The sequence below is a fragment of the Herbidospora cretacea genome (assembly GCF_001570605.1).
In the GTDB taxonomy this organism is placed as follows: domain Bacteria; phylum Actinomycetota; class Actinomycetes; order Streptosporangiales; family Streptosporangiaceae; genus Herbidospora; species Herbidospora cretacea.
In genome coordinates this window covers 12,592-25,877 of sequence record NZ_BBXG01000010.1, presented here as the reverse complement: position 1 = coordinate 25,877, position 13,286 = coordinate 12,592, and the positions used below count along the sequence as shown (strand labels likewise).

11 protein-coding genes are annotated in these 13,286 nt (G+C 69.3%); 2 read left to right on the top strand and 9 right to left on the bottom strand.

Translation table 11 applies throughout. From position 1 onward, the window contains the following. Positions 1–22: 22 nt before the first annotated feature. From AW270_RS21035 to rpmE, 7 genes are all read right to left on the bottom strand, one after another. Positions 23–1,186: a glycosyltransferase family 4 protein gene (locus AW270_RS21035; protein WP_061296840.1), complete on the bottom strand. Its 1,164-nt coding sequence runs from the start codon at positions 1,184–1,186 to the stop codon at positions 23–25. 57 nt (positions 1,187–1,243) lie between these two features. After that, positions 1,244–1,630: a hypothetical protein gene (locus tag AW270_RS21030; RefSeq protein ID WP_061296839.1), complete on the bottom strand. Its 387-nt coding sequence runs from the start codon at positions 1,628–1,630 to the stop codon at positions 1,244–1,246. A gap of 12 nt (positions 1,631–1,642) precedes the next feature. Beyond that, positions 1,643–4,699: a dermokine domain-containing protein gene (locus tag AW270_RS21025; protein ID WP_061296838.1), complete on the bottom strand. Its 3,057-nt coding sequence runs from the start codon at positions 4,697–4,699 to the stop codon at positions 1,643–1,645. 86 nt (positions 4,700–4,785) lie between these two features. Continuing rightward, positions 4,786–5,433, bottom strand: a complete 648-nt coding sequence (locus AW270_RS21020) for an L-threonylcarbamoyladenylate synthase (RefSeq protein ID WP_061296837.1) — start codon at positions 5,431–5,433, stop codon at positions 4,786–4,788. 13 nt (positions 5,434–5,446) lie between these two features. Further along, entirely contained in the window at positions 5,447–6,301 is an 855-nt protein-coding gene (prmC, locus tag AW270_RS21015; protein WP_061296836.1) for a peptide chain release factor N(5)-glutamine methyltransferase, read from the bottom strand. A gap of 4 nt (positions 6,302–6,305) precedes the next feature. After that, complete coding sequence (gene prfA, locus AW270_RS21010; RefSeq protein ID WP_061296835.1) at positions 6,306–7,355, bottom strand: peptide chain release factor 1; 1,050 nt, start codon at positions 7,353–7,355, stop codon at positions 6,306–6,308. 112 nt (positions 7,356–7,467) lie between these two features. Further along, on the bottom strand, positions 7,468–7,686 hold the full coding sequence (gene rpmE, locus AW270_RS21005; RefSeq protein ID WP_061296834.1) for a 50S ribosomal protein L31: 219 nt from the start codon (positions 7,684–7,686) through the stop codon (positions 7,468–7,470). Between the two features lie 325 nt (positions 7,687–8,011). Between rpmE and AW270_RS21000 the strand changes: the two genes are divergently transcribed. Then, positions 8,012–9,106, top strand: coding sequence for a hypothetical protein (locus tag AW270_RS21000; protein ID WP_061296833.1), 1,095 nt, complete (start codon positions 8,012–8,014; stop codon positions 9,104–9,106). A 143-nt stretch (positions 9,107–9,249) separates the two neighbouring features. After that, positions 9,250–10,350 carry a hypothetical protein gene (locus AW270_RS20995; protein WP_061296832.1) on the top strand — a complete coding sequence of 367 codons (1,101 nt, stop codon included), beginning with the start codon at positions 9,250–9,252 and terminating at the stop codon, positions 10,348–10,350. 793 nt (positions 10,351–11,143) lie between these two features. On the opposite strand, the gene AW270_RS20990 is transcribed toward AW270_RS20995, so the two are convergent. After that, on the bottom strand, positions 11,144–11,788 hold the full coding sequence (locus AW270_RS20990) for a response regulator transcription factor (protein ID WP_061297012.1): 645 nt from the start codon (positions 11,786–11,788) through the stop codon (positions 11,144–11,146). Positions 11,789–11,793: 5 nt separating this feature from the next. Beyond that, positions 11,794–13,086 (bottom strand): sensor histidine kinase, encoded by a 1,293-nt coding sequence (locus AW270_RS20985; RefSeq protein ID WP_061296831.1) that lies wholly within the window; start codon positions 13,084–13,086, stop codon positions 11,794–11,796. Positions 13,087–13,286 lie beyond the last annotated feature (200 nt).

Below are 13,286 nucleotides of genomic sequence, written 5' to 3'. Positions count from 1 at the left end.
TACCTGGCTTTTCGCGGCGAATTCACCCAGTTGTCGCACGGGAGTGGTTCGCCGTCGGCTCGTCGGGACGGCCCACGGCGTGGACGCCCTTGCGCCCCTTGGGCCTCGACAGCACCAGCAGCACCGCGATCGCGACGACGCTGATCAGCGGGAACAGGATGAGTGGCACCCCTTCGAGGGACAGCCCGACGATCGTGAACGCGAAGATGAACGTCCACGCGTACATGATCAGGACGCTCCGCCGGTGGGAGTGGCCGATGTCGAGCAGCCGGTGGTGCAGGTGCCCCCGGTCGGGCGCGAACGGCGACAGCCCCGCGCTCGTGCGCCGGATCACCGCCATGACGAGGTCGGTGAGCGGCAGCACGACCACCGCCAGCGGCAGCAGCGGCAGGACCAGCGCGAACCGGTTCACGTCGAGCGCGGTCGTCGGCACCGACGAGGTGATGGTCACCAGCGACGTGGCCAGCACCAGCCCGATCAGCATCGAGCCGGTGTCACCCATGAAGATCTTGGCCGGGTTGAAGTTGTGGGGCAGGAAGCCCAGGCACATCCCGACCAGCAGGGCCGCGACCACCGCCGTCAGGTTGATGCGCGTCTGCTGCTGGTCCTGCGACAGGACCATGGAGTAGACCAATGTGGCCAGGGCCGCGATGCCGACGATGCCGGCCGCCAGGCCGTCGAGCCCGTCGACGAAGTTGACCGCGTTGATGGCGACCACCACGACCAGGATCGTCATCACGGCCTGGAGGTTCAGGTCGAGGAAGACGTTGCCGCCCATGCTCTCGGGCAGCGGCAGCGACCGCAGTGACACTCCGTAGTAGAACAGCAGGCCCCCGGCGGCGATCTGGCCGCCCAGCTTGACCAGGGCGTCCATCCCCAGCCAGTCGTCGAGGAAGCCGGTCACCACGATCAGCCCGCCGGCGGCGAGCAGCGCGCTCGTGGTCTGACCCGACTGTTCGAGCGACAGCGCGGAACCGACCCAGGGCAGGTGGGAGGCGGCCAGCAGCCCGGCGGCCATGCCGCCGAACATCGCCAGGCCCCCCAGCCGGGGCGTCGGCACCTTGTGCACGTCGCGCTCCCTGACCTCGGGAGCGGCGCCGATGCGCAGCGCGAAGGCCCGGACCGGAGGCACCAGCAGGTAGGTGACAACGGCCGTCACAAGGCCCACGAAGAAATATTCGCGCACGGCACCAGTTTCCCGGATCAACGGACCAGTCGAGACGGCTCCGACGCTAGCGCAGGTTCAGGAGTAGGCGTGCGGCGCGCCCGCATTGCTCGGCACCCACCGGGGCGTGTCAGCCGCCTCGTCGCTGATCGCCGTCAGCACCGCCTGCCGGTAGAGCCCGATGCGGGTCCGCCACTCGGAGATCTGCTCGACGTACCGCTTCGCCACCGGCGCGTCCCACGTCTCGGCACTCCGAGCCATCGTGTACGGCTGCTCCAGCAGCTTCGTGATCCGCTCCATCTCCGGCATGACCTGCTTCCACAGGTCGACCAGCCGCTGGTATTCGGGATTGAACACCCAGGCCGTCGGCTGCCCGTCCGGAATGAGCAGGGTGTTCCCGCTCGCCGCGGGCGGCGTCTCCCCCAACTGCAACGCCCGGGGCGCGGGCGGGTCGGCATAACTCACGATCGCATCTCCTTAAGCGGGCTGACCAGGAGGAACGGACCCGGAGGGACCGTCGGGCCCGACGTCCATGGGCACCCACTCACCGGTGCCCCACTTCCCTTCCGGTACGGAGACACTGGGCATGTCCATGGGCTCGATCTGGGCGTGGTTCTTGATCAGCGCGGCGATGGCCTCGTCGGACGCGGGGTCGGCCGGAACGGACAGGACATCGCCGGGCTGCTCGGCGGCCAGCCTCCGGGGATCGACATCGGCACCGCTCCGACCGCCGGAGGATTGGTCTGAACCACTTGGCGACGGCCCCTGCCCCGGCCCGCCCTCAGAACCCGAACCGCCCGTCGTCATGGACGGCATGTCCTGCGGCGCGATCCGGTCGTCGAAGTTCAACAGGGCGCCGAGCGCCTGGTCGGAAATGGGGCTGACCTGGGCGGAGAGGACATCGCCAGGCTGTTCGGCGGCCAGCTTCCGGGGGTCGACCTCGGTGCCTTCCTGTCCGGCGGATCCGGATTGGGAAGCTGACGCGGATTGGTCTGAACCACTGCCCGAGGGCCCGTGTCCCGCCCCGCCCTCCGAACCCGCACCACCTGTCGTCATCGACGGCATGTCCTGTGGTGCGATCCGGTCGTCGAAGTTCAGCAGGGCACCGAGGGCTTGATCGGAGATCTGGTTCGCGGGAGCCGAGAGGACGTCTCCGGGCTGCTCCGCGGCCAGCCTGCGGGGATCGATGTCAGCACCGGCCTGACCGGCGGAGCCACCCTGACCGCCGTCACCGGTGTAGTTGGCGAAACCCGAACCGGCTTGACCATCTGCCGACATGCCGGCGGGGCCGTAGTGGGCCATGGTCGGACCGGTCACGAGCCCGCTCTGGCCGGTGGCCGAACCAGCGGAGAGCCCGTGGTGACCGGCGTTCGCACCATTGGCCGCCGGCTTGTCACCGCCCTGCGGGCCGCACTGACCGTCGTTGCCACCCTGCGAGTTGCCGGGGTTTCCCTCGCTTCCGGTCAGCGGACCGTTGGGAATGCCCGCGTTCCCGGTCTGCCGGTAGCCACTGTCGCCACCGGACTGAGGGTTGCTACCGGCCTGGGAGTTCACACCGGACTCGGAGGTCCCGCCAGGCTGAGAGTGCCCCCCGGCCTGCGCGTTGCCACCTGCGTGGGAGTTCGCACCCGACTCGGAGGTCCCGCCGGGCTGAGAGTGGCCCCCGGCCTGCGCGTTACCACCTGCGTGGGAGTTCGCACCAACCTCGGAGCTCCCGCCGGGCTGTGAGTGGCCGCCAGTTTGCGAGTTCGCGCCGGACTCGGAGGTTCCGCCGGGATGGGCATGGCCGCTGGGCTGGGTGCCGTCGGCCGCAGACGGGTTGCCGCTTGTCGCGGTGGGGTTGCCGTCAGCGCCCTGGGGTGCGCCCACGCCCGTGTCGGTGACCGTTGGCATGTTCTGAGGGGCGATCTGGTCGTCGTGGTTGAGCAGGGTGCCGAGGGCCTGGTCGGAGATCTGGTTGGCCGGGGCCGACAGCACGTCGCCGGGCTGGGCGGCGGCCAGGGCCCTGGGGTCGACGGCCTCGCCGGCCGCTGTCGGCACTTCCGCCTGGATCTGCGGGGCGACGGCCGAGTCCGAGGCAGTGATGAGGACCGTGTCCTCGGGCAGCGTGTTCGTCGGGTTGCCCGGCGCATCCCCGGATGTCCCGGCCGGGGTGCCCTGAAGGAAGGGGTCTTCGGTCACGTTGTCGGCCGGGGTCCCGACATAGGCGCCCATCGGGTCACCTGGTGCCAGGCCGGGCTGCGGTGCGGGCTGGGTGACCGGGTTGTGCTTGAGATAGGGGTCTTCGGTCACGTTGTCGGCAGGGGTTCCCACGTATGCGCCCATGGGGTCGCCCGGTGCCAGGCCGGGCTGGGGGGCGGGCTGCGAGACGGGGTTGCCCTTGAGGTAGGGATCCTCGGTGACGTTGTCGGCCGGAGTCCCGACATAGGCACCCATGGGATCGCCGGGAGCCAGGCCCGGCTGGGGGGCGGGCTGCGAAGCCGGGTTGTTCTTGAGGAAGGGGTCTTCGGTCAGGTTGTCGGCCGGAGTCCCGACATAGGCGCCCATGGGGTCGCCCGGATCCAGGCCGGGCTGCGGCGCGGGCTGTTTGACCGTCGGCTCCAGGGGCTCGACGTAACCAGGTTTGCCATCGGGCTGGGGGCCGCTGGAGGAGGGCGTACCGGCGGACTGACCAGGCATGTCGACAGGCCGGACAGTGTCCAGGTCGTTGTCGAGCCGCAGGTCGTCGGGCAGGTTGAGCGGGTAGGTGACCACCTTGGTGCCATCGACGTTGATCTCGACCCGTCCCCGGGTCTGGTCGATGTCGTCGGGATGGTCCTTCTTCGGTGTGTCGATCGGCTCCTTCTGCGGAGCCGGAGACTCGCCTTCACTCTTCTTCGGAGGCGTGCTCTCCTCGTCGCTCTTCTTGGGCGGCGCGCTCTCGTCGTCGGCCTTCTTCGGAGCAGCGCCCTCCTCATCGCTCTTCTTCGGAGGCGTGCTCTCCTCGTCGCTCTTCTTGGGCGGCGCGCTCTCGTCGTCGGCCTTCTTCGGAGCAGCGCCCTCCTCGTCACTCTTCTTCGGAGGCGTGCTCTCCTCATCGCTCTTCTTGGGAGGAGCGGTTTCCTCGGTGCTCTTCTTCGGGGGGTCGGAATCGCCCGACGTCTGCTTCGGAGGGTCGGTGTCGCCCGACGTCGGCTTCGAGGGCTCCGAGCCGCCTGAGGTCGGCTTGGGGGGGTCCGTGTCGCCGGTCGTGGGCTTCGGGGGTTCGGTGCCGCCGGAGGGCTTGGGGGGCTCGTTGCCCGTCGGGGTCGGACGCGCGTTCGGGTCGCGTTCGCGCTTCTCCAGCAGGGCCAGGCGGGCGGTGACATCCTTGTCCATCTCGGCGATGGCATCGGCCACCGCCGAGGGGCGGTAGGTCACCGCGGCGGGGACGCCCGCGTTGCGGACCGTGGTGGTCACCCTGGCCTCGATGGCCTCCATCTGCTTGGCCGCGCCTCGCAGCTCGGCGAGGAGATCGCGGACCAGCTTGGGGTCCATCCCGTCGATCTTGGGCATGCGAGGGCCTCCCGGGGTCGAAAACCTCACTCACGCTAGGCCTCGGCACCCGGGCCCGTCTGGCGCGATAGCCAGACGGTATGGATCTAGTCCTCGGTCGCCAGATAGCCCACGACGCCGCGGAGTTTCTCGACCGGAATGCCGCCCTTGCGCAGCACGCGGGGCACCGAGGCGGTCAGGTCGAGGATCGTCGACGGGGTGTTGTCGGCGCAGGGTCCGGCGTCGAGATAGACGGCCACCGACTGGCCGAGCTGCTCCTCGGCCTCGGCCGCCGTGGTGGCGGGCGGGTTGCCCGTGCGGTTGGCGCTGGAGACGGCCATCGGGCCGGTCTCCTTGAGCAGGTCGAGGGCGACCTGGTGGAGCGGCATGCGGATGGCGACGGTGCCCTTGGTCTCGCCGAGGTCCCACTGGAGCGACCGGTTGGCCTTGAAGATGAGAGTCAGCGGGCCGGGCCAGAAGGCGTCGATGAGGTCCTGGCCGTGCGGGCCGAGCGACTCGGTGAGCGCCCCGGCGGCCCGGACCGTCCCGACGAGGACCGGGACGGGCATGTCGGAGCCGCGGCCCTTCGCCGTCAGCAGGGCCGAGACGGCCGAGGGCGTGAAGGCGTCGGCGCCGATGCCGTAGACCGTGTCGGTCGGGAGGACGATCAGGTCGCCGGCTCTGATGACCGACGCGGCGTCGATGAGGCCCGACTCGCGCTCGCCGGGGTTGGAACAGAGGTATCGGCGGGTCATGTGAACTCCCTTGTCACTCCAGGCCGAACTTGGCCGTCACGAAACGGTCGCGGCCGGTCAGATCCTGACGGAGGCGGGCGTCGCGCCAGCCGTTGTCCTCCGAGAACAACCAGTAGACCGCGTTGCCCTGCTCATCGGCGTGTTCCACCGCGACCAGGCCGCCGGGCCGCAGCAGGCGCGCGGCCGTGCGCTCGACCGCCCGGACCTCCCCGAGGCCGTCGTCACCCGAACCGAACAGGGCCCGGCGGGGATCGTAGTCGCGCACCTCGGGGTCGCGCGGCACCGCCCCCGGCGGAATGTAAGGGGGGTTGCTGATGACCAGGTCGACCTGGCCTTCGAGCTCGGGCAGGCAGTCGGACAGGTCCTCCGGGTGGAGGGAGGTTCGGCCCTGGCCGTGTTCGAGGATGTTGCGCTTGGCCCAGCGGTAGGCCGCCGGGTCGATCTCCACGGCGTGGACCTGCGCGAGCGCGACCTCCTGGGCGATCGACAGCGCGATCGCGCCTGAGCCGGTGCCGAGGTCGACCACGATCGGGGAGGCGACGTCCATCTCGTTGAGGCGGTCGATGGCCCAGCCGACGACGACCTCGGTCTCCGGCCGGGGGATGAACACCCCGGGGCCGACCTCGAGCGACAGGTAGCGGAAGAAGGCGCGGCCGGTGATGTGCTGCAGCGGCTCGCGCGACTCCCTCCTGGAGACGCCCTCCCAGAAGAGGGCGTCGAACTCGGAGTCCTTGACCGTGTGGAGGGTGCCGCGCGTCACGCCGTGGACGAACGCCGCGATCTCCTCGGCGTCGGCGCGCGGCGACGGCACACCTGCCTCGGCGAGCCGGGCGGTGGCCAGCGCTATCTCGTCCAGGAGGAAGGTCATCGGCTCAGGTGGACGCGGCGGCGAGCTTCTCTGCCAGTTCGGCGTCGAGCAGGGCCTGGATGACCGCGTCGAGGTCGCCGTCGAGGACCTGGTCGAGGTTGTAGGCCTTGAACCCGACGCGGTGGTCGGAGATCCGGTTCTCGGGATAGTTGTAGGTGCGCACCCGCTCGGACCGGTCCACTGTTCTCACCTGCGACTTGCGCTCGGCCATCGCGGCGGCGTTGGCCTCTTCCTCGGCGATGGCCTGCAGCCGCGCGCGGAGGATGCGCATCGCCGACTCCTTGTTCTGGAGCTGGCTCTTCTCGTTCTGGCACGACACCACGACGCCCGTCGGGACGTGGGTGATGCGCACCGCCGAGTCGGTGGTGTTGACGCTCTGGCCACCGGGACCGCTGGAGCGGTAGACGTCGATCCGCAGGTCGTTGGGGTCGATCTGGACGTCGACCTCCTCGGCCTCGGGGTAGACGAGCACCCCGGCGGCCGAGGTGTGGATGCGCCCCTGCGACTCGGTCGCGGGCACCCGCTGCACCCGGTGGACGCCGCCCTCGAACTTCAGCCGCCCCCAGGCGCCGTCGCGCCCCTTGATGGCGACCGTGACGTCCTTGTATCCGCCCAGGTCGGAGTACTGCGCGTCGATGATCTCGGCCTTGTAGCCGGCCCGCTCGGAGAAGCGCAGGTACATGCGCAGGAGGTCGCCGGCGAAGAGCATCGACTCCTGGCCGCCCTCGCCCGCCTTGATCTCCATGATGATGTCTTTGTCGTCGTTGGGGTCACGGGGCACCAGCAGGTGACGCAGCCGTTCCTCCAGCGCGGGGACGCGGGCCTCCAGCTCGGCCGCCTCGTCGGCGAACGACGGGTCCTCACCGGCGAGTTCGCGCGCGGCCTTGATGTCGTCGCGCACCTGGCCGAGTTCCCGGTAGGTGCCGACGATCGGCGTGAGCTGGGCGTAACGCTTCCCGAACTGCCTGGCCTTCGCCTGGTCGGCGTGCACGGCCGGATCGGCGAGCTTCTGCTCGAGATCGGCGTATTCGCTGATGAGCTCGTCGAGGTTCACCGCGCGTCCCTCCTGCAATGACGAATCGAGTAGGCCCTTTCACCACGAACGCCGACCCGGGCGCGCCCACCTGAGTGAGGGGGACGGTTCCGAGCCGGCGTCTGGGAAAGAGCTACTTGCCCGCGGGCTTCTTGCCGAACCGGGCCTCGAAGCGCGCCACGCGGCCGCCCGTGTCGAGGATCTTCTGCTTGCCCGTGTAGAACGGGTGGCACGCGGAGCAGACGTCGGCGTGGATCGTGCCGTTCTTGGCGGTGCTGCGCGTGGTGAACGTGTTACCGCACGAACACGTCACATTGGTGACGGTGTACGTGGGGTGGATGTCGGCCTTCATACCCTTTTCCTCTCCGGGGCGCGGTCGCCGGGTCGCTCTGTCAGCCTGGATCTCCGCTTGAGAACCAGGGGGCGGGAACCGGAACCGCAACGGTTCGGCTACCAGTGTGCCAGATCGGAGAACCCTCCCAGGCCATCGCGCATTCCCGGGGCCGACTCTGAACGATGCCTGGGAAGTCCGTGAGAAGGTCACCGCGCATGTGGACTGGTCACAGGGGCCCCACTAGGCTCTCCCTGCTCAAACCCGAGCTTTTCCCTCAAAATTACCTCAGATTGGGGATTCGATGAGGAAAGGCCTGCGACTGCTGATTGCAGGCGCCTGCGGGGTGGCACTCTTCGCCAGCGGTACGGCCATTACCGCAACCCCCGCGCTCGCCGCCGACGGCGACGTGACCAACGTCGCACTGGCAGACACGTTCATCCCGCCGGTCAGCCAGGACACGATCCCGTTCTCCTTCGACCTCGAGAACGCGTACCAGAAGGTCGGCAACGAGTGGCTGCCCCGGTACAAGGTCTGGGTCCGCGTCACGCCGGACAACAACCCCGGCGCGGGCGTCACGGTCAACTACCGCCTCGGCACCGCCAACGCGCTGCCGAAGCTGACCACCGCTCCCCCCGCCACCTCCAAGGTGACCGGCACGGTCAACGCGCTCAACAACGACAAGCCCGGTGACCGCTGGCAGCTCGAGGTCGCGCTGGAGACCCTGGCCGCGACGGCCACTCCCACCCCGTCGTCCACCGCTCCGACCACCGGCTGGAAGGCCGTCAAGACCTTCGCGGTCACCGCGGCCACCCGGGTGTCGAACGTCCGCATCGACCCGAACCCCGTCGTCCTCAAGGCGGCGACCGACGTCGGCTTCAGCGCGACGATCGAGAAGTTCGGCGGCGAGACGCTCAAGCAGGTGCGCGCCCTGCACCCGTCGAGCGGCGAGTACTACTCGCTCGGCACCTCCCTGGAGGGCGACGACAAGAGCTACTACAACTTCGTGACGATGGGCACCGACGCTCCGGCCGGCGCCTGGCAGATCAAGTTCACGATCACGCGTGGCGGCAAGACCTACGCCTTCACCAAGGGCTTCACCGTCAGCAAGACGACCGCACCCGCGGCCAAGGCCAAGTCGAAGATCACGATGTCCATCGCGCCTGCCAAGGTGAAGAAGGGCAAGTCGATCAAGGTCTACGGCAAGGTCTACCGCGGCGTTAAGTCGTGGGGCGCCTGGAAGAAGAAGGTCCTCAAGCTCTACTTCAAGAAGAAGGGCACCAAGAGCTGGAAGTTCGTCGGCTACGTCGGTGCCAACAACTCCGGGAAGTACAGCAAGACGATCAAGCCCAAGTACGACGGCTACTACCGGATGGCGGCCACCGCCACCTCCGCGACGAAGTCCTCGTACTCGCCGTACAAGCTCGTCGACGTCCGCTGATCCTGTACGGCTCGCGCCATCAACCCCTGGCGCAAGCCGTGCAGGGTGACGAATGGGCCCATGTGCATGCACGTGGGCCCATATCACGTTATTCTCACAAGTCACATTTCTCCCACCATATGACTCATGTAAAGGGGCCCTACATGCGTAAGAGCCTGCGGCTCATGGTCGCGGCCGCAACGGGGGCGGCGCTCTTCGCCACCGGTGCCGTCGTCGCCGCCGCGCCTGCCTTCGCCGGTTCCGTCGAAGCCAGCGGCACGGGTTTCACCGACCTCTTCATCCCGCCGAGCGGCAGCGACAAGATCCCGTTCAAGGTGAAGGTGAACTCGCCTTACTCGGCCGGCTTCGACAAGCCGGGCAAGGTGCACGTCCGCTTCCTGAAGACCGATGAGGCCGAGTCCGCCGCCCACGCGGGCACCGCGGCCGACATCCCCACGATCCCCGCGTCCCCGGCCCCCACCCCTGTTCCCTCCCTCGACGTCGCCGCTTCCATCCCGGTCTCGTCGAGCGACAAGCCGGGCAAGTGGAAGTACCAGGTCGCCTGGACCGAGAACGGCGTCACCGCAGCGCCGACCTGGCCTACGGCCTGGAACGAGATCACCGTCGCCACCGCGACCCGGGTGAACTCCGCGAGCGTCGACCCCGACCCCGTCGTGCTGAAGAAGGGCGCGGACGTCGACGTCTTCGCCAACTTCAAGCTGGAGAAGTACGGCGACGAGAAGCTCACCGGCGTCCGCTTCGAGCACGTCTCCTCGGGTGACTACTACTCGCTGAACAGCGGCCTCGAGGCCGACGACAGCTACCACGGCTCGGCCTCGTTCGACGACCAGGCCCCGACCGGCAGCTGGCAGCTCAAGGTCAACGTGACCCGCGGCTCGAAGAGCTACAGCTTCGTCAAGGGCTTCTCGGTCAACGGCCCCGGCTCCAAGGCCAAGGCCAAGTCGAAGATCACGATCGCCGTCTCGCCCGCGAAGGTGAAGAAGGGCAAGACGGTCAAGATCTACGGCAAGGTCTACCGCGGCACCAGCAAGTGGGGCGCCTGGTCGAAGAAGATCCTCAAGCTCTACTTCAAGAAGAAGGGCACCAAGACCTGGAAGTTCGTCGGCTACGTGGGCGCCAACTCGACGGGCAAGTACAGCAAGACCGTCAAGCCCAAGTACGACGGCTACTGGCGTCTCCAGGCCACCGGCACCAGCGCGACGAACTCGTCGCTCTCGGCCTACAAGCTGGTCGACGTCCGCTGACGTCCCCCCGCTGAACAAGAAGGGCGTCCCGCAAGGGGCGCCCTTTTTTGCGCCCGCCCGCCTCAGGTCCTCCCAGCACGCGACCGCGCCGACTTTCCACAGGGCTTGGTCACCCGGGGCAGAAATGTCAGCCATCCCGACGATGATGGGCCGACCCCCGGGCGGGTGGGCCGTTGCCTGTTCGCGCCAAACTCTGATGGCGACGCGGCGCAGGCTTCTTGTTCCAGATCATCTGAAGTCCCTTACGGGACGCCACAGCGCGAGCTTCCACGGGGCCGGGCGCGCGCAGCAGAAATGTCGGCCACCCCGGCGATGATGAGCCACCCCCGGGCGGGTGGGCCGTTGCCCGATCGCGCCAACTTCCGACAGCGCTGCGGTGTGGGTTCCGCTCCAACTACAGGCGACGTCACGGCGCCGAATTCCCACTGGGTTCCGGCGGTGCGGCGGGGCCGATCTCACGCCGACCACGAGCAACGTCGAGCCCCGACCTCCCACCGGCTACCGGCGGGGCCGCCGTGCCAGCCTCACGCCGACCACGGGCGGTGTCACAGTGCCGCTCTGCGCTGGCTTCCGGTGCCCTTGGGGTGCCGACCTCACGCCCACCACGGGCGGTGTCACAGTGCCGCTCTGAGCTGGCTTCCGGCCAAGTGCCCGTTGGGGGTGCCGATCTCACGCTGGCTTCCTCCGGCGTTGCGGTGGCGAGGGACAGCGGGCGGTTGGCGCCGCTTACGGCGGGGCTGGAGACGGCGGGCGGTGCCGAAGTAGGCGGAGCCGTAACGGAAGAAAAAAGCTTTTACTGCCGGTGGCCCAGGTACGCGAGGACGGCCAGGACGCGGCGGTGGTCGTCGGGGGCCGGGTCGAGGCCGAGTTTGAGGAAGATGCTGGAGATGTGCTTCTCGACCGCGCCCTCCGACACGGTCAGGCGGGCCGCGATGGCGCTGTTGGAGCGGCCTTCGGCCATCAGGCCGAGGACTTCGGTCTCGCGGGCGGTGAGGCGGTCGCTGGGGAGTCTGCGGCGGCCCAGGAGCTGGACGACCACGTCGGGGTCGATGACCGCGCCTCCGGCGGCGACGCGGCGGACCGCTTCGAGGAATTCCGTCACCTCGGCCACGCGCTCCTTGAGCAGGTAGCCCACGGCCTGTGCGCCGGCGCCGAGGAGGTCGGTGGCGTAGCGCTCCTCGACATACTGCGACAGGACCAGGATGGGGAATCCCGGCTTCTCGCGTCTGATCGTCAGGGCGGCGCGCAGGCCCTCGTCGGTGTGGGAGGGCGGCATGCGCACGTCGACGACGGCCAGGTCAGGGTCGTGGACGCGGACCGCCTCCACCAGCGCGGGACCGTCACCGACTACGGCGACGGTCTCGATGCCCCCGTCGGCCAGCAGGCGGGCCAGGCCCTCGCGCAGCAGGACCGAGTCTTCGGCGATCACGACACGCATGCCCGTCACCATACGCAGGGCAGTTCGGCCCTGACGGTCGTCGGGCCGCCGGGCGGGCTGTCGACGACCAGGACGCCGTCGATCGTGGCGGCGCGGTCGGCCAGGCCGTCGAGTCCGCCTCCCGGGCGGACCACCGCTCCCCCGACGCCGTTGTCGCCGACCTCGACGACGACCCGGCCGACGGCCCGGCCGACGCGGACATGGGCCTCGGTGGCCTGGGAGTATTTGGCCATGTTCGTCAGCGCCTCGGCCACGACGAAGTAGGCGATGCTCTCCACCGCGGCCGGCGGGCGGTCGGTGATCTCGACGGTCACCTCGACCCTCACCGGCGCGCGGGCGGCCAGCGAGCTCAGGGCGGCGTCGAGGCCCCGGTCGGTGAGGATGGCCGGGTAGATGCCCCGCGCGAGGTCCCGCAGCTCGCCGATCGCCGCCTTCGCCCCCGCCGCGGCGCTCTGGACGAGCATTCTGGCCTGCTCGGGGTCGTCGTCGAACTTGGTCTGGGCGCGGCCCAGGTCCAGCGCGACGGCCAGCAGGCGCTGCTGGGCGCCGTCGTGGAGGTCGCGTTCGATGCGGCGGCGTTCGGCCTCGGCGGCGTTGACGCCTCTGGCCCGGCTGGTCCTCAGATCCTCGTTGCGGGCCAGCAGGAGACGGCGGTCGTCGGCGCCCAGGAGTGCCCTGGCCAGCCACGCGTGGGCCAGCGAGAGGCCCCTGAGGGCGTAGAGCGCCGCGAAGAGGGAGACCACGCCGAACAGCATGACCACCACCGCTTCATGGACGGTCGAGACGTCGACGAACCAGAAGGTCATGTCCCGGCCGTTGAGGACCATGGGGAGCGGGAGGCCGAGCAGTTCGAGGCCCAGCGACCACAGGCCGAAGACGACGACGAACTCCAGCAGGCCCAGCGGGCACAGCAGCAGCAGGTAGCCGAGGTCCTTCCAGGTGGCCAGGTCGGTGAAGAGCCAGCGCAGGTGGGCGTGGAGGCCGCCCTCGGGGCGGGGCCGGTAGGGGTCGGGGACGTCGACGCCGAGCGTCGCCCGGAGGAACCGGCGCTCCACCACGGCGATCCCCCGCCAGACCAGGATCAGCACCGCCAGCATCGGCAGACCGACCCAGAGCAGGACGAACACCAGCGACAGCGGCAACGCGAAACCGAGGCCGACCAAGCAGGCCGTGCCGACGACGGGGGCCCCGATGAAGTAGGGCACCGCCTTCCAGGTCGCCGGATCGACGGCGACCCCCAACGGCCCCCACGGCCCGAAGGGCACCCGGTCCCGTAACCGTCCTCGAATCGCCACCATGCCCTTGAGGATGCCAAAGCCCAGGCCATCGGGGGTATGGAGCGACCGGGGTGGGGCTAACCCCCCGTTTTGCCCGAGTATGTCGCCTCAGTGGGACCGTATTGCCTATTCGCGCCCACTTTCCCGACGGCGTCGCGGCGGGCGCGGCCGGTCGGCACCGGAGACGGCGGGATGCGGAGGCGGCGGGCGGGGCCGGGGTG